This window comes from Yersinia massiliensis (genome assembly GCF_003048255.1).
Classification (GTDB): Bacteria; Pseudomonadota; Gammaproteobacteria; order Enterobacterales; family Enterobacteriaceae; genus Yersinia; species Yersinia massiliensis_A.
In genome coordinates this window covers 1089526-1106589 of record NZ_CP028487.1, presented here as the reverse complement: position 1 = coordinate 1106589, position 17064 = coordinate 1089526, and the positions used below count along the sequence as shown (strand labels likewise).

The following is a 17064-nucleotide window of genomic DNA, read 5'->3' as shown; positions in this document are numbered from 1 at the left end:
TGATACTGCTCTGATTATACGCTCACTTTTTCCACCCAGTAATTTCTTTTGCCCACCACATCGCGGCGTTCTCTTAATGAGCAAAGGTAGATTCAGGCTATGTCATTCATAATGCACTAATAAGCCGCCAATTGATAAGAAACCCGCAAAATGAGTAAGAGTCTATTTCTACAACTCCCGCTCTAACATGGCGATACTTGATTTTTAATCAAAAGTATTATGTCTAATATCACGTTTTTTGCTGATAACTCACTTGTCATAATTCATTCAGTTTTTCATCGGACGGGCATTGCTTAGCTCTATCTCTGGTCGATTGAAGATTATTCATTGTCTCTTAAACAAAACAACTATCCGCGAAACAAGGAATTATGATGAGCATACCTGTATTTGGCCTAGGAACTTTTCGTCTTCAAGACCAAGTTGTTATCGATTCCGTAAGCCAAGCCTTAAAGTTGGGCTATCGTGCTATTGATACCGCTCAAATCTATGAAAATGAAGCTGCCGTCGGCAACGCTATCGCACAAAGTGGTATCAAACGTAGTGAATTATTTATCACAACTAAAATCTGGATTGCTAATTTGGCACAAGGAAAATTGATTCCTAGCCTGCGAGAGAGCTTGCAGAAGCTAAAAACAGACTATGTTGACTTAACATTAATTCACTGGCCTTCACCAAATGGCGAAGTTTCAGTTTCTGAATTTATGACCGAGTTAATGGAAGCCAAAGCATTAGGGTTAACACGCCAGATTGGTATTTCCAATTTCACCATCGATTTGATGAAACAGGCCATCGCTGCAGTAGGCAAAGAAGCCATAGCGACCAACCAGATTGAACTCTCTCCACTACTACAAAATAGAAAAGTGGTTGAGTTTGCAAAAGAAAATGATATTTCTATCACTTCTTATATGACTCTAGCCTATGGTAAGGCATTAGATGAACCTGTTATCAAAGCCATTGCAAAGCAGCATGATGCCACACCTGCACAGGTGATTTTAAGTTGGGCAATTCAGTTAGGTTATAGTGTTATCCCGTCATCAACCAAAGTGAATAATTTGGCTAGTAACTTGTTGGCGCAAACTTTACACCTAAGTGCTGAGGATATGGCGTTAATTGCAACGCTGGACCGTGGGGAACGACTGGTTAGCCCAGAAGAACTGGCCCCCCAGTGGGATGTATAGCTTTCAGCATACTTATTCGACCACCTCATACGAGGTGGTTTTTTATTTAGTCTGGATTACCGGAGATAAGCGTTCATTTATGAAATCAATAAAGCAACGCAGACGGTTACTCACTGCTTGATCACTGTAATACACTGCATTAATGGGCATCGCCACGGGCAAGGTATGCTCTGCCAATACTGGAATCAAATCCCCGCGTTGTAGATCTTGCTGAACCATGAAATCCGATAAGCAAGCAATTCCATTTCCTTCAAGACATAACCGCCGTTGGGTTTCACCATTGTTTGACGTTATATCTGACTTTATCTCATAGAGTTGACCATCAGAATCAGTCAATGGCCAGCGATTAAATGTCGGTAAATCATTAAATCCCAAACAAACATGATGCTGTAAGTCTACTACCGTCTGTGGAGTTCCATGCTGTTGGAGGTATGCAGGTGAGGCTAGAATATGGCGATAACTGGTCATTAGCTTCCTAGCTCGTAAAGTTGAATCTTGTAACGTGCCCACCCTGATAGCGATATCGACCTTTCGCTCAATAAGATTAATAAAAGTCTCAGATGATACCAACGACAAAGTGACCAAAGGGTAACGTTGGCGAAACTCGGCTACTAATGGCGCCAAAATGTGTAATACCACCGGTGTAGAGGCATCAATGCGTAATAGCCCTTTAGGATTCAATTGGTTGTCTAATATTTCATTCTCTGCTGTCGCCATTTCCCGCAAGATACTTTGTACACGCCGAAAGTAGTGCTCACCTTCGTGAGTCAAACTGATTTGTCGAGTTGTACGGTTTAGCAACGTCACACCAAGTTTACTCTCCAACTTTTTGACGGTACGGCTCACAACTGAATTTGCTTGTTCCAGTTGCTCTGCAGCACGACTAAAGCTGCCACATTCTACAACGGTGACAAAGGTCATCAATTCATCTGAGTTAGCTTTCATTATTGCCACTCCAGCAAAAATATTTTGATATTTTAAGCATTTTTGTCATTTAACCATGAGCAGATAATGGCCGCTATTAACTTGACTCATTTTGGAGTAAATAATGCCACTTGCTTTACTGGCACTGACCATCAGTGCATTCGCTATTGGAACCACAGAGTTTGTCATCATCGGGTTAGTACCGACTATTGCGGAACAATTAGGGGTTTCTATCCCTTCTGCTGGCTTATTAGTTTCAATCTATGCACTGGGTGTTGCTATCGGTGCTCCCGTATTAACGGCATTAACAGGGCGTATCCCACGTAAGATGCTATTGATTGGATTAATGGTGTTATTCACCTTAGGCAACCTACTCGCATGGCAATCGCCAGGTTATGGATCATTAGTCTTTGCGCGTTTATTGACGGGTTTAGCCCATGGGGTATTTTTCTCCATCGGATCAACAATTGCCACCAGTCTAGTCCCTAAAGAGAAAGCTGCCTCAGCGATTGCCATTATGTTTGGGGGATTGACAGTAGCATTGGTGACAGGGGTTCCACTCGGAACATTTATTGGTCAGCATTTCGGCTGGAGAGCAACCTTCTTGGCCGTCTCCTTGATTGGTGCTGTTGCTATTCTTGCCAGTGCCATTCTGGTGCCCAATAATATCCCGAATAAATCCACCTCCAGTATCAAGCAACAATTACAGGTATTCACTCATCCACGCTTGTTACTGATATATGCCATTACCGCGTTGTGATACGGTGGGTTCTTCACTATGTTTACTTTTTTAGCTCCCGTCATGCAAGAGCTCGCAGGGTTCTCAACAAGCGCGGTGAGTTGGATCTTATTGGCGTATGGTATATCAGTCGTAATTGGTAATATCTGGGGTGGGAAATTGGCAGATCGTCATGGTGCAGTGCCGGCTTTAAGTTTTATTTTTACCGCATTGGCAGCTTTGTTATTTATTTTCCAACTCAGTGCCAACAACAGTATTGCCGCATTAATTACGCTGCTGATTATGGGGGTTTTTGCCTTTGGTAACGTACCCGGCTTACAGGTCTATGTCGTCCAGAAAGCTGAAGAGTATGCGCCACATGCTATTGATGTTGCTTCCGGCTTGAATATCGCAGCATTCAACGTAGGTATTGCCTTAGGATCAATCATTGGCGGTCAGGCTGTCAGTAGTGTTGGGTTAGCCCAAACCCCATGGATCGGTGGTGTGATCGTGATCGTAGCCCTGCTATTGGTTGTATTAAGTGGGAAGCTAGATAAAAAACACCAACGTCAACTGGCCTTCAACCGGCCCTAATAGCTTCAGACCAAGTCATCGGAGTTCACCAGTAATCTGAGGCAACTTGTTAAGGAGCCTCATTTTTTCGTAATTGGTTTTTGGTAGTAGAAAAGCAAAAAAGGCCACCCGTTAGGGTAGCCTCTTTTGTTTATTTGATGCCTGGCAGTGTCCACTGTATTCGTCTCATCTTAAAGATGAGTCTCACCCCTGAAGGGGCCAGCGCAAGCGCTGTTCAAACTGCATTCGCAGTAGTATTCGTCTCATCTTTAGGATGAGTCTCACCCCTGAAGGGGCCAGCGCAAGCGCTGTTCAAACTGCATTCGCAGTTTGTCGCATGCCATGCTCGAATAGCACTCCGCGAAAAACCATAAACAAAAAAGGCCACCCGTTAGGGTAGCCTCTTTTGTTTATTTGATGCCTGGCAGTGTCCTACTCTCGCATGGGGAGACCCCACACTACCATCGGCGCTACGGCGTTTCACTTCTGAGTTCGGCATGGGATCAGGTGGGACCACCGCGCTATGGCCGCCAGGCAAATTCTGTCTAAATCAACCCGCTACACGTCTCTTCGCGCAGCCAGTCAACCCAATCTCGGAACTTCGCTGAAAATCTCTCTCTCAATACCACCAAAACACCTTTGGTGTTGTAAGGTTAAGCCTCACGGATCATTAGTACTGGTTAGCTCAATGCATCGCTGCACTTACACACCCAGCCTATCAACGTCATCGTCTTTAACGTTCCTTCAGGGGGCTTGAAGCCCCAGGGAAGACTCATCTCGAGGCAAGTTTCCCGCTTAGATGCTTTCAGCGGTTATCTCTTCCGAATTTAGCTACCGGGCAATGCCATTGGCATGACAACCCGAACACCAGTGATTCGTCCACTCCGGTCCTCTCGTACTAGGAGCAGCCCCTCTCAATCTTCCAACGCCCACGGCAGATAGGGACCGAACTGTCTCACGACGTTCTAAACCCAGCTCGCGTACCACTTTAAATGGCGAACAGCCATACCCTTGGGACCTACTTCAGCCCCAGGATGTGATGAGCCGACATCGAGGTGCCAAACACCGCCGTCGATATGAACTCTTGGGCGGTATCAGCCTGTTATCCCCGGAGTACCTTTTATCCGTTGAGCGATGGCCCTTCCATTCAGAACCACCGGATCACTAAGACCTACTTTCGTACCTGCTCGAGCCGTCACTCTCGCAGTCAAGCTAGCTTATGCCTTTGCACTAACCTCACGATGTCCGACCGTGATTAGCTAACCTTCGTGCTCCTCCGTTACTCTTTGGGAGGAGACCGCCCCAGTCAAACTACCCACCAGACACTGTCCTCACCCCAGATTATGGGGCCGAGTTAGAACATCAAACATTAAAGGGTGGTATTTCAAGGTTGGCTCCATGCAGACTGGCGTCCACACTTCGATGCCTCCCACCTATCCTACACATCAAGGCTCAATGTTCAGTGTCAAGCTATAGTAAAGGTTCACGGGGTCTTTCCGTCTTGCCGCGGGTACACTGCATCTTCACAGCGAGTTCAATTTCACTGAGTCTCGGGTGGAGACAGCCTGGCCATCATTACGCCATTCGTGCAGGTCGGAACTTACCCGACAAGGAATTTCGCTACCTTAGGACCGTTATAGTTACGGCCGCCGTTTACTGGGGCTTCGATCAAGAGCTTCGCCTTGCGGCTGACCCCATCAATTAACCTTCCAGCACCGGGCAGGCGTCACACCGTATACGTCCACTTTCGTGTTTGCACAGTGCTGTGTTTTTATTAAACAGTTGCAGCCAGCTGGTATCTGCGACTGGCTTCAGCTCCGAGAGCAAGTCTCTTCACCTAGCGCCAGCGTGCCTTCTCCCGAAGTTACGGCACCATTTTGCCTAGTTCCTTCACCCGAGTTCTCTCAAGCGCCTGAGTATTCTCTACCTGACCACCTGTGTCGGTTTGGGGTACGATTTCATGTTACCTGATGCTTAGAGGCTTTTCCTGGAAGCATGGCATCAACTACTTCTGCACCGTAGTGCATCGTCATCACACCTCAGCGTTGATAAGCAACCGGATTTACCAAGTCACTCCGCCTACATGCTTAAACCGGGACAACCGTCGCCCGGCTAGCCTAGCCTTCTCCGTCCCCCCTTCGCAGTAACACCAAGTACAGGAATATTAACCTGTTTCCCATCGACTACGCTTTTCAGCCTCGCCTTAGGGGTCGACTCACCCTGCCCCGATTAACGTTGGACAGGAACCCTTGGTCTTCCGGCGTGCGGGTTTTTCACCCGCATTATCGTTACTTATGTCAGCATTCGCACTTCTGATACCTCCAGCAGTCCTCACAGACCACCTTCAACGGCTTACAGAACGCTCCCCTACCCAACAACGCCTAAGCGTCGCTGCCGCAGCTTCGGTGCATGGTTTAGCCCCGTTACATCTTCCGCGCAGGCCGACTCGACCAGTGAGCTATTACGCTTTCTTTAAATGATGGCTGCTTCTAAGCCAACATCCTGGCTGTCTATGCCTTCCCACATCGTTTCCCACTTAACCATGACTTTGGGACCTTAGCTGGCGGTCTGGGTTGTTTCCCTCTTCACGACGGACGTTAGCACCCGCCGTGTGTCTCCCGTGATAACATTCTTCGGTATTCGGAGTTTGCATCGGTTTGGTAAGCCGGGATGGCCCCCTAGCCGAAACAGTGCTCTACCCCCGAAGATGAGTTCACGAGGCGCTACCTAAATAGCTTTCGGGGAGAACCAGCTATCTCCCGGTTTGATTGGCCTTTCACCCCCAGCCACAAGTCATCCGCTAATTTTTCAACATTAGTCGGTTCGGTCCTCCAGTTAGTGTTACCCAACCTTCAACCTGCCCATGGCTAGATCACCGGGTTTCGGGTCTATACCTTGCAACTAGACGCCCAGTTAAGACTCGGTTTCCCTACGGCTCCCCTATTCGGTTAACCTTGCTACAAAATATAAGTCGCTGACCCATTATACAAAAGGTACGCAGTCACACCACGAAGGTGCTCCCACTGCTTGTACGTACACGGTTTCAGGTTCTATTTCACTCCCCTCGCCGGGGTTCTTTTCGCCTTTCCCTCACGGTACTGGTTCACTATCGGTCAGTCAGGAGTATTTAGCCTTGGAGGATGGTCCCCCCATATTCAGACAGGATGTCACGTGTCCCGCCCTACTCATCGAGTTCACAAGCAGTGTGTTTTGGTGTACGGGACTATCACCCTGTACCGTGCGACTTTCCAGACGCTTCCACTAACACACCACTTGATTCAGACTCTGGGCTCCTCCCCGTTCGCTCGCCGCTACTGGGGGAATCTCGGTTGATTTCTTTTCCTCGGGGTACTTAGATGTTTCAGTTCCCCCGGTTCGCCTCGTTAGACTATGTATTCATCTAACGATAGTGCAACGAATTGCACTGGGTTTCCCCATTCGGGTATCGTCGGTTATTACGCTTCATATCAGCTTACCGACGCTTTTCGCAGATTAGCACGCCCTTCATCGCCTCTGACTGCCTAGGCATCCACCGTGTACGCTTAGTCGCTTAACCTCACAACCCAAAGATGTTTTATCGTGAAGATAAAGACCTTCATGCTGTGATTATTGAGAGACTCTCATACAGGTTACTGATTATCCCGATACTTCTACGGTGAGATAACGTTCAGCTGTATGGTTTCAATTTTCAGCTTGTTCCAGATTGTTAAAGAGCAATATTTCACAACACACTGAGGCCTTGCGACCGCAGTACGTTTTGAAATAGTTTTTTATATGGTGGAGCTAAGCGGGATCGAACCGCTGACCTCCTGCGTGCAAGGCAGGCGCTCTCCCAGCTGAGCTATAGCCCCATATAAAAAGCAAATCACCTTATTGCTGCAACTCAACAGGGAATGGTGAGTTGGTGGGTCTGAGTGGACTTGAACCACCGACCTCACCCTTATCAGGGGTGCGCTCTAACCACCTGAGCTACAGACCCAACAAGGTACTAAAGCCCGACTAATTTCTCAGTCCGGCCTTATTTGCTCGTTACTTTCTATCAGACAATCTGTGTGGACACTACGCAATGCGTATCGTGAGGTAAGGAGGTGATCCAACCGCAGGTTCCCCTACGGTTACCTTGTTACGACTTCACCCCAGTCATGAATCACAAAGTGGTAAGCGCCCTCCCGAAGGTTAAGCTACCTACTTCTTTTGCAACCCACTCCCATGGTGTGACGGGCGGTGTGTACAAGGCCCGGGAACGTATTCACCGTAGCATTCTGATCTACGATTACTAGCGATTCCGACTTCATGGAGTCGAGTTGCAGACTCCAATCCGGACTACGACAGACTTTATGTGGTCCGCTTGCTCTCGCGAGTTCGCTTCACTTTGTATCTGCCATTGTAGCACGTGTGTAGCCCTACTCGTAAGGGCCATGATGACTTGACGTCATCCCCACCTTCCTCCGGTTTGTCACCGGCAGTCTCCCTTGAGTTCCCACCATTACGTGCTGGCAACAAAGGATAAGGGTTGCGCTCGTTGCGGGACTTAACCCAACATTTCACAACACGAGCTGACGACAGCCATGCAGCACCTGTCTCACAGTTCCCGAAGGCACCGAAGCATCTCTGCTAAGTTCTGTGGATGTCAAGAGTAGGTAAGGTTCTTCGCGTTGCATCGAATTAAACCACATGCTCCACCGCTTGTGCGGGCCCCCGTCAATTCATTTGAGTTTTAACCTTGCGGCCGTACTCCCCAGGCGGTCGACTTAACGCGTTAGCTCCGGAAGCCACGCCTCAAGGGCACAACCTCCAAGTCGACATCGTTTACAGCGTGGACTACCAGGGTATCTAATCCTGTTTGCTCCCCACGCTTTCGCACCTGAGCGTCAGTCTTTGTCCAGGGGGCCGCCTTCGCCACCGGTATTCCTCCAGATCTCTACGCATTTCACCGCTACACCTGGAATTCTACCCCCCTCTACAAGACTCTAGCTTGCCAGTTTCAAATGCAGTTCCCACGTTAAGCGCGGGGATTTCACATCTGACTTAACAAACCGCCTGCGTGCGCTTTACGCCCAGTAATTCCGATTAACGCTTGCACCCTCCGTATTACCGCGGCTGCTGGCACGGAGTTAGCCGGTGCTTCTTCTGCGAGTAACGTCAATCACTGTGGTTATTAACCACAATGCCTTCCTCCTCGCTGAAAGTGCTTTACAACCCGAAGGCCTTCTTCACACACGCGGCATGGCTGCATCAGGCTTGCGCCCATTGTGCAATATTCCCCACTGCTGCCTCCCGTAGGAGTCTGGACCGTGTCTCAGTTCCAGTGTGGCTGGTCATCCTCTCAGACCAGCTAGGGATCGTCGCCTAGGTGAGCCATTACCCCACCTACTAGCTAATCCCATCTGGGTTCATCCGATGGCGTGAGGCCCGAAGGTCCCCCACTTTGCTCTTTCGAGGTCATGCGGTATTAGCTACCGTTTCCAGTAGTTATCCCCCTCCATCAGGCAGATCCCCAGACATTACTCACCCGTCCGCCGCTCGCCGGCAAAGTAGCAAGCTACTTTCCGCTGCCGCTCGACTTGCATGTGTTAGGCCTGCCGCCAGCGTTCAATCTGAGCCATGATCAAACTCTTCAATTTAAGATTTGTTTGATTTGCTACCGAGGTAGCGATGCTCAAAGATTACTTTCTGCAAATATGCATTCGAACCGAGGTTCAAATGTTTACTGCTTTGGTCACTCTTCAAGACTTTGATATTGCTTCTGCCTGTCGAAACAGGCTTCGATATCGTCTTGCGAGTGCCCACACAGATTGTCTGATAAATTGTTAAAGAGCGTTCGTTACCTGTTAACCTTGCGGTTAATCTGACGGTAACGCGGGAGGCAGATAATACGCTTTCCCGCTACAGAGTCAATCACTTAATTTCCTCTGTTCGACTCGTCTACTTTGTGAAGTTGCTCACAGCGCCGTGTCGATGGATGCGCATTATAGGGAGCCGCTTCAGAATGGCAAGGGTTTATATTAAAGTTTATTTCGTTTGCTGATTATTTAGACACAATGATTATTTGTGCCGCATTTTTATTGCTTTTGGCAGGTCCGCTAGGCTATTAAGCACCCAATCTGCCGTCGCTTCGCCTTCTGCGGTAACTGGCTTACCTGTGCGCACCAACACTTTAGTACCAATATTTGCTGCTAATGCTGCCTGCATATCTTCAATTTTGTCACCAACCATATAAGAAGCAGCCATATCGATGTTCATTTCGTTCTGTGCTTGCAGTAACATGCCCGGTAATGGCTTGCGGCATTCACACACTTCACGGAACTCTGCGACACTACCATCGGGGTGATGCGGGCAGAAATAGATACCATCCAAGTCGACACCACGGTCAGCAAGGGACCAATCCATCCACTCTGTGAGGCTTAAAAATTGCGCTTCGGTAAACATACCGCGAGCAATGCCCGATTGATTGGTGACTAAGACCAAGGCAAAACCCATTTCTTTCAATTCACGACAGGCATCTATTACACCGTCTATAAATTGAAAATTATCTATTTCGTGAACATAACCGTGGTCGACATTAATTGTGCCATCACGATCTAAAAAAATTGCGGGAACGGGCTGAGTCACTTATATGCTCCTGAAGGCTGTAAACCCCGCTAGTATCGCATGTTTCATTACCGATTGAGAATGGAAGAGAATCAGTGTTGCCAGTTGACTTAGCCGTCTAGACGCCTTAACATCCAATCCATACTTTGGTTCTGCTGAAGTTTACTTTTTATCTAGCCACGGAAATAACGATAAAATAAGAATAATATGATTAAACTTTCTCACATCAGCAAAGTGTTCCAGCAGGGTTCGCGCACGATTACCGCGCTTTCAGACGTGAGTCTACACGTCCCCGCAGGGCAAATTTATGGCGTTATTGGGGCGTCAGGTGCCGGTAAAAGTACGCTAATTCGGTGCGCCAATATGTTAGAACGCCCGACTAGCGGACAAGTTCTGGTCGATGGGCAAGATCTTACCGCTTTATCTGAAGGCCAACTAACACGCGCTCGCCGCCAAATCGGCATGATTTTTCAACATTTTAATCTACTTTCTTCTCGTACCGTGTATGGCAATATTGCGTTGCCACTCGAATTGGACAACACACCACGCGCAGATATAAAGAAGAGAGTTATCGAGTTATTGGATTTAGTAGGCTTGACCGATAAGCAAGATGCCTATCCCGCCAACCTTTCGGGTGGCCAAAAGCAGCGTGTCGCTATCGCTCGTGCACTAGCTAGCAACCCTAAAGTTCTGTTGTGTGATGAAGCCACCAGCGCACTGGACCCAGCAACGACTCGCTCAATTCTGGAATTACTGAAAGACATTAATCGCCGTTTGGGCCTGACTATTTTACTGATCACCCATGAAATGGATGTTGTAAAGCGCATTTGTGATCAGGTTGCCGTTATCAGCGACGGTAAATTGATTGAAAAAGACAGTGTGAGCGAAGTCTTCTCTCATCCCAAAACACCGTTGGCACAGCAATTCATTCAATCAACGTTACATTTGGATATTCCAGAAGATTACGCCCAGCGTATGACTCAAGAGCCCGCAACTGATCGTGTTCCATTACTGAAATTGGAATTTACCGGTAAATCTGTCGATGCGCCGCTGATTTCACAAGCAGTTCGCCGTTTCAACATTGATATCGGCATCCTGAGTTCGCAAATGGACTATGCCGGTGGCGTTAAATTTGGCGTCATGTTGGCGGAGCTACATGGCGATAATCAAGATGGCCTCGCAGCCATTAAGTTCTTGCAAGATCATCATGTAAAAGTAGAGGTTCTAGGTTATGTCTGAGGCAATGATGTGGTTAATGGGCCGAGGCGTCTGGGAAACTCTGATGATGACTTTTGTGTCTGGTTTCTTTGGCTTTGTTTTAGGATTGCCGGTTGGGGTTCTGCTGTATGTCACCCGCCCTGGGCAAATTATCGCCAATAATAAGATTTACCGTAGCCTTTCTGGGGTTGTGAATGTTTTCCGCTCCATACCTTTTATTATCTTACTGGTATGGATGATTCCATTTACCCGAATGATTGTTGGAACCTCCATTGGTTTACAGGCTGCGATTGTGCCATTAACTGTTGGGGCCGCACCTTTTATTGCCCGTATGGTTGAAAACGCACTACTAGAGATCCCATCCGGTCTGGTCGAAGCAGCACGTGCAATGGGTGCGACACCCATGCAAATTATTAAGAAGGTGCTGTTGCCAGAAGCCCTTCCCGGCCTGGTTAATGCCGCCACTATTACCCTAATTACCCTTGTAGGCTATTCCGCTATGGGGGGAGCAGTCGGTGCCGGTGGTCTAGGCCAAATCGGTTACCAGTATGGTTACATTGGTTATAACGCCACTGTAATGAATACAGTATTGGTATTATTAGTAATTCTGGTTTATCTCATTCAGCTCAGTGGCGATCGGATAGTAAAAGCCGTCACCCACAAATAGTTATCACGATATAAATTACATCGCGACTGCCTCACACAGCGGCGCACCTTAACGAATGTCTATAGAGGAAGGGATATGTCTTTAAAATTCAAATCTATCGCAGCAGTCAGCGCACTTATTGGTACTCTGGCTCTCGTGGGTTGCGGCCCAGCAGAAAAAGATCCAAACCACATTAAGGTGGGTGTTATTGTCGGTGCTGAGCAACAAGTTGCTGAAGTCGCGCAAAAAGTCGCAAAAGACAAATACGGTCTGGATGTGGAACTAGTGACATTCAACGACTATGTGTTGCCAAACGAAGCGCTGAGCAAAGGTGATATCGACCTGAACGCTTTCCAGCATAAACCTTATCTGGATCAGCAAATCAAAGACCGCGGCTACAAATTGGTTTCAGTCGGTAACTCATTCGTCTACCCGATTGCTGGTTACTCTAAAAAAATCAAATCATTGGAAGAACTGCAACCGGGTTCTCAAGTCGCATTGCCAAACGATCCAACTAACCTAGGTCGTTCGCTGTTACTGCTGGAAAAAGTGGGCCTGATTAAACTGAAAGACGGTGTCGGCTTGCTGCCAACCGTACTGGATGTGGTTGAGAACCCTAAGAATCTGAAGTTAGTTGAGCTCGAAGCACCTCAGTTACCACGTTCTTTGGATGACCAACAGATTGCATTAGCGATTATCAATACCACCTATGCAAGCCAAATTGGCCTGACGCCAGCGAAAGATGGCCTGTTTGTGGAAGATAAAGAATCACCTTATGTTAATTTGATCGTGGCTCGCGAAGATAATAAAGATGCGGAAAATGTGAAGAAATTCGTTCAGGCATACCAGTCTGACGAAGTTTATAACGCCGCTGATAAAGCCTTTAACGGCGGTGCAGTTAAAGGTTGGTAATCATTAATTGATTACATTGCTGGATATAACACCGGCTAAATGCGGTGTTTGATAAATATATTGCAAGACGGGCTATGGCCCGTCTTGTTATTTGCAAAATAGATTGCTTCAATAGCGCCTCTTAAATAAAAAGGCTGAGGAATTTCTATGCGCGCGTTACCTCTGTGCCTGTTGGCCCTTTCGCTAACTGGATGCTCCATGTTTCAATCAAAGCCATCCATCACAGAAACTCCGGTCAAACAACCACCGCCAGTGACTAAAACCAGTCCAACGGTCGCCCCTCGTCCTGCGCCAGTAAAACTCTATAAAAGTGCAGAAGAGCTTGTCGGTAAGCCTTTTCGTGATTTAGGCGAAGTGTCTGGTGAATCATGTCAATCGACAGTTCAGGACTCTCCACCCAGTATCGCGACTGCCCGTAAAAGAATGCAGACCCGCGCTTCTTACATGAAGGCCAATGCAGTCTTGCTACATGAATGCGAAATTCAAAGCGGTGTTCCTGGCTGCTATCAACAAGCTGTGTGCCAAGGTTCTGCGCTGAGCGTTTCATCAAAATGAGTGTTTTTTCCTTTAATCAGATCGGGGTGATCCGTTCACCCTATAAAGAAAAGTTTGCCGTACCGCGACAACCTGGTCTGATTGAAGATGGTGGTGGTGAGTTGCAATTATTAGCACCTTATAACCAGCCAGAAGCTGTGCGTGGCTTATCTGATTTTAGTCATCTTTGGGTGATGTTTGTTTTCCATCAAACCATGGAGGGTGGCTGGCGTCCCACTGTTCGACCACCTCGTTTGGGAGGCAATGCCCGAATGGGCGTCTTTGCTACTCGCTCCACTTTTCGGCCCAACCCTATTGGGATGTCTTTGATTGAGTTGAAAGGTGTGCGCTGTCAAGGCAGTGAGGTGGTTTTGGAACTTGGGAGCCTAGATCTCGTTGATGGTACGCCAGTCATTGATATAAAACCTTATTTGCCCTTTGCAGAGAGCCAACCGCAAGCACGAGCGGGTTTTGCTCAATTGGCACCTGATGCCAATATGCAGGTTGGCTTCTCCACGGTCGCTGAACACCAATTGTCACAGCAGCAAAAACGCTATCCGAATCTACGACGTTTCCTTACTCAGGTGCTAGCGCAAGACCCACGCCCTGCTTATCGAAAAGAAGATAGTGAAAGCCGAGAATACGCGGTTCTACTGCTGGAGTTTAATGTGCGTTGGCGGGTTATTGACCAGCAAACAGAAGTGTTATCCATCGACCCGTGTTAAATTTACCCTGCTCTCTTTTGACATCCCGTTCTCACTGGTAAACTAAACCACTTTTTACTTTTTTGGCTGCCTCTAACTTGCAGTGCTAATGGAACCAAAACATCATGCGTACTAGCCAATATTTGCTCTCCACTCTAAAGGAGACACCTGCTGATGCTGAAGTGATCAGCCATCAACTCATGCTCCGCGCTGGGATGATTCGTAAACTGGCCTCAGGTCTTTATACCTGGTTACCGACCGGTGTACGGGTGTTGAAGAAAGTCGAAAATATCGTGCGTGAAGAGATGAATAACGCCGGTGCTATCGAAGTTTCTATGCCTGTCGTGCAACCAGCCGACTTGTGGCAGGAAAGTGGTCGTTGGGAGCAATATGGCCCTGAATTATTACGTTTTGTCGATCGCGGTGAGCGTCCTTTCGTGCTCGGCCCGACTCATGAAGAAGTGATCACTGACCTGATTCGTGGTGAGATCAACTCATACAAACAATTGCCACTGAATTTCTTCCAAATTCAGACTAAGTTCCGTGATGAAGTTCGCCCACGTTTTGGCGTAATGCGTGCTCGTGAATTCCTGATGAAAGATGCCTATTCTTTCCATACAACTCAGGAATCGCTGCAAGAAACTTACGATGCGATGTATACCGCTTATAGTAAGATTTTCGAGCGCATGGATCTGAATTTCCGTGCTGTACTCGCAGATACTGGCTCAATTGGTGGTAGTGCATCCCACGAATTCCAAGTACTCGCTGAAAGCGGTGAAGACGATATCGTCTTCTCAACCGATTCTGATTACGCCGCAAATATTGAGTTTGCTGAAGCACTAGCGCCAACAGAACCACGGGCTACTGCATCAGAAGAACTGCGTATCGTGGATACGCCAAATGCGAAAACCATCGCTGAATTGGTTGAGCAGTTCAAACTGCCAATCGAGAAAACAGTGAAAACTCTGTTGGTCCATGCTCATGAAGAGAGTGGCCATAAGCTGGTCGCGCTGCTGGTTCGCGGTGACCACGAATTAAACGAAATCAAGGCTGAGAAATTACCACAAGTTGCCAAGCCACTGACGTTCGCCACCGAAGAAGAAATTCGTGCTGCACTCGGCGCAGGCCCTGGCTCACTGGGTCCAGTTAACTTACCACTGCCGATTGTCGTTGACCGCTGCGTAGCAGTGATGAGTGATTTTGGTGCTGGTGCCAATATCGATGACAAACATTACTTCGGTATTAACTGGGAGCGTGATTTACCGCTGCCACACATTGCTGACTTGCGTAATGTCGTTGAAGGCGATATCAGTCCTGACGGTCAAGGCACGCTGCAGATTAAGCGCGGGATCGAAGTTGGCCACATCTTCCAACTTGGGACCAAGTATTCAGAAGCAATGAAAGCAACGGTCCAAGGCGAAGATGGTCGTAACCAAGTGATGACCATGGGATGTTACGGTATCGGAGTCTCTCGTGTGGTTGCAGCAGCAATTGAACAGAATTATGACGACCGTGGCATTATTTGGCCGGATGCAATTGCACCTTTCCAAGTTGCTATTCTGCCAATGAATATGCACAAATCTTTCCGTGTGAAAGAACTCGCAGAAGAGTTGTATACCACACTACGTTCTCACGGTATTGACGTTATTCTTGACGATCGCAAAGAGCGCCCAGGTGTAATGTTTGCCGATATGGAATTGATTGGTGTGCCACACAATATCGTGATTGGCGATCGCAACCTCGACAGCGAAGAAGTGGAATACAAACATCGCCGTGCAGGCGAGAAGCAAATGATCAAAACCAGCGAAATCATTGATTTCTTACTGAGCCAGATCAAACGCTAAGTTAGGGATTTTGCTGATAAGGCCACTGGTTAACCAGTGGCTTTTTTTTATTATTAATTAATGTACTTTATTGGCTGTCACAGTTTTTATTCGCATTAAACTGAATATCATCACCCGCCGGAATCAGCATTTTATCCAACTGCCCTTCTTCCATCGAAGGCCGAATATCAAAATGGCCATTAAGCGTCAGGAATACAGGTTCGCCAGCGTTTTTACGAGCCTTCAAATATCCCTTTTCCAGCGCAATATTATTCTCAACTGGGAATGTTTTTCCCGTCGCGCAATCCGTGAAAACCGCCGCATCCGCAAAATATTTATACATACCACTTAATGGCATCGGGGTTTTAGGGATAGCTTGAACGCTTGGCACCAATTGGTAATTCAACTTCGATTGGATAGGTAAACCTTGCTGATCGAGCATAACCAGATTCTTACCGACAGGTCGGAAATAACGTTTATCTCCCTGCCCATTAGTTAAGACTAATTTGTCCGCAGTACGCGCCCACTTACCATATTCAGCAAAAGACTGATCACCGTCTTTGCTGCCAAGATAAACCTCTTTCAGGATAAACGTACCATCGCTATCAAGAAAAAGTGAGGTATCCAACCCACTACAATCTGCACAGGGTAATACACCCTGATAGCTTTGCTGCATCGGTTGTAGTGCCTGCTCAACCGGCTGATGCCGATTGTTGCAACCGAATAGTGACAGCGCACCGACTGCCACAAACAGCGAAATTGCTAATTTATTCACAGTTATTCTCCCGTACTGTGTTCGATAATAAGACTTGAAGCCTTTTAGCATCATGCCTGATGTATTTTACCGCGCAGTGCTTTTATTGCGCCTTTGCGGACTTTGCCTTCAACTCGTCTAATTTTTGAGCCTTTGGTGGGTTTCGTCGCGCGGCGGGACTTTTCCACCACCATTGCCTGACGAATTAATGCCACCAGCCGCGCTAAAGCTGCCTCACGATTCATATCTTGGCTGCGGTATTCTTGCGCCTTAATAATGACGATGCCGTCAGCCGTCATCAAATGACTATTAAGTAATAATAACTTTTCTTTATAATACTCTGGCAGGCTTGATGCCTTGATGTCAAAGCGCAAATGAATAGCAGTTGAGGTTTTGTTAACATGCTGGCCACCCGCTCCCTGCGATCGAATCGCGGTTAGTTCAATCTCACTGTCGGGTAAGCTAACGTTATTAGATATAATCAGCACG

At 47.5% G+C, this 17064-nt stretch carries 11 protein-coding genes, 2 tRNA genes, 3 rRNA genes and 1 pseudogene; 8 read left to right on the top strand and 9 right to left on the bottom strand.

Features of this window, described 5'->3' with window-relative positions; genetic code table 11:
* Positions 1–371 precede the first annotated feature (371 nt).
* Entirely contained in the window at positions 372–1178 is an 807-nt protein-coding gene (dkgB, locus tag DA391_RS05045; RefSeq protein WP_057651225.1) for a 2,5-didehydrogluconate reductase DkgB, read from the top strand.
* Between the two features lie 42 nt (positions 1179–1220).
* Here the strand turns inward: dkgB and yafC are convergent, their stop codons facing one another.
* Positions 1221–2123, bottom strand: a complete 903-nt coding sequence (gene yafC / locus DA391_RS05040; RefSeq protein ID WP_050287102.1) for a DNA-binding transcriptional regulator YafC — start codon at positions 2121–2123, stop codon at positions 1221–1223.
* Positions 2124–2226: 103 nt separating this feature from the next.
* Between yafC and DA391_RS05035 the strand changes: the two are divergent.
* A pseudogene (locus DA391_RS05035) lies at positions 2227–3414 on the top strand (MFS transporter).
* A 398-nt stretch (positions 3415–3812) separates the two neighbouring features.
* On the opposite strand, the gene rrf reads toward DA391_RS05035, so the two are convergent.
* The 6 genes from rrf to gmhB all read right to left on the bottom strand — a co-directional run bounded on the left by rrf (position 3813) and on the right by gmhB (position 10005).
* Positions 3813–3928, bottom strand: a 5S ribosomal RNA gene (gene rrf / locus DA391_RS05030).
* 114 nt (positions 3929–4042) lie between these two features.
* Positions 4043–6949: ribosomal RNA gene (locus DA391_RS05025) — 23S ribosomal RNA — on the bottom strand.
* A gap of 219 nt (positions 6950–7168) precedes the next feature.
* Positions 7169–7244: transfer RNA gene (locus tag DA391_RS05020), tRNA-Ala, on the bottom strand.
* A 51-nt stretch (positions 7245–7295) separates the two neighbouring features.
* A tRNA-Ile gene (locus DA391_RS05015) sits at positions 7296–7372 on the bottom strand.
* 102 nt (positions 7373–7474) lie between these two features.
* Positions 7475–9017: ribosomal RNA gene (locus tag DA391_RS05010) — 16S ribosomal RNA — on the bottom strand.
* Together the 16S, 23S and 5S rRNA genes with 2 tRNA genes alongside form the textbook arrangement of a ribosomal RNA operon.
* Positions 9018–9438: 421 nt before the next feature.
* Positions 9439–10005 (bottom strand): D-glycero-beta-D-manno-heptose 1,7-bisphosphate 7-phosphatase, encoded by a 567-nt coding sequence (gene gmhB / locus DA391_RS05000; protein ID WP_050286492.1) that lies wholly within the window; start codon positions 10003–10005, stop codon positions 9439–9441.
* A 186-nt stretch (positions 10006–10191) separates the two neighbouring features.
* Here gmhB and metN point away from each other — a divergent pair, with 186 nt between their 5' ends.
* The 6 genes from metN (at position 10192) to proS (ending at position 15842) form a co-directional block, all read left to right on the top strand.
* Positions 10192–11223, top strand: a complete 1032-nt coding sequence (metN, locus tag DA391_RS04995) for a methionine ABC transporter ATP-binding protein MetN (RefSeq protein WP_050286491.1) — start codon at positions 10192–10194, stop codon at positions 11221–11223.
* Complete coding sequence (locus DA391_RS04990) at positions 11216–11869, top strand: methionine ABC transporter permease MetI (protein ID WP_049605978.1); 654 nt, start codon at positions 11216–11218, stop codon at positions 11867–11869. Before metN ends, DA391_RS04990 begins: the two co-directional genes overlap by 8 nt.
* 75 nt (positions 11870–11944) lie before the next feature.
* Complete coding sequence (locus DA391_RS04985; protein ID WP_019211519.1) at positions 11945–12760, top strand: MetQ/NlpA family lipoprotein; 816 nt, start codon at positions 11945–11947, stop codon at positions 12758–12760.
* 147 nt (positions 12761–12907) lie between these two features.
* A complete protein-coding gene (gene rcsF / locus DA391_RS04980) occupies positions 12908–13315 on the top strand; it encodes an Rcs stress response system protein RcsF (protein WP_042806743.1) in 408 nt (135 codons plus the stop codon).
* On the top strand, positions 13312–14019 hold the full coding sequence (gene tsaA, locus DA391_RS04975) for a tRNA (N6-threonylcarbamoyladenosine(37)-N6)-methyltransferase TrmO (protein ID WP_050286490.1): 708 nt from the start codon (positions 13312–13314) through the stop codon (positions 14017–14019). The genes rcsF and tsaA overlap by 4 nt, the downstream gene beginning before the upstream one ends.
* A 104-nt stretch (positions 14020–14123) precedes the next feature.
* The gene (gene proS / locus DA391_RS04970) at positions 14124–15842 is read left to right on the top strand and encodes a proline--tRNA ligase (RefSeq protein ID WP_057643235.1); all 1719 of its coding nucleotides are present in this window, start codon (positions 14124–14126) and stop codon (positions 15840–15842) included.
* Between the two features lie 67 nt (positions 15843–15909).
* Here the strand turns inward: proS and nlpE are convergent, their stop codons facing one another.
* Both nlpE and arfB read right to left on the bottom strand, forming a co-directional pair.
* Positions 15910–16596, bottom strand: a complete 687-nt coding sequence (gene nlpE / locus DA391_RS04965; protein WP_050286489.1) for an envelope stress response activation lipoprotein NlpE — start codon at positions 16594–16596, stop codon at positions 15910–15912.
* A 50-nt stretch (positions 16597–16646) separates the two neighbouring features.
* A complete protein-coding gene (gene arfB, locus DA391_RS04960) occupies positions 16647–17063 on the bottom strand; it encodes an alternative ribosome rescue aminoacyl-tRNA hydrolase ArfB (RefSeq protein WP_042806744.1) in 417 nt (138 codons plus the stop codon).
* Between the last annotated feature and the right edge of the window lies 1 nt (position 17064).

Bases quoted from the DNA above. Each gene is read 5' to 3' on its own strand.
- dkgB (WP_057651225.1), top strand. From the start codon at position 372: ATGAGCATACCTGTATTTGGCCTAGGAACTTTTCGTCTTCAAGACCAA.
- yafC (WP_050287102.1), bottom strand. From the start codon at position 2,123: ATGAAAGCTAACTCAGATGAATTGATGACCTTTGTCACCGTTGTAGAA.
- metN (WP_050286491.1), top strand. From the start codon at position 10,192: ATGATTAAACTTTCTCACATCAGCAAAGTGTTCCAGCAGGGTTCGCGC.
- DA391_RS04990 (WP_049605978.1), top strand. From the start codon at position 11,216: ATGTCTGAGGCAATGATGTGGTTAATGGGCCGAGGCGTCTGGGAAACT.
- DA391_RS04985 (WP_019211519.1), top strand. From the start codon at position 11,945: ATGTCTTTAAAATTCAAATCTATCGCAGCAGTCAGCGCACTTATTGGT.
- rcsF (WP_042806743.1), top strand. From the start codon at position 12,908: ATGCGCGCGTTACCTCTGTGCCTGTTGGCCCTTTCGCTAACTGGATGC.
- tsaA (WP_050286490.1), top strand. From the start codon at position 13,312: ATGAGTGTTTTTTCCTTTAATCAGATCGGGGTGATCCGTTCACCCTAT.
- proS (WP_057643235.1), top strand. From the start codon at position 14,124: ATGCGTACTAGCCAATATTTGCTCTCCACTCTAAAGGAGACACCTGCT.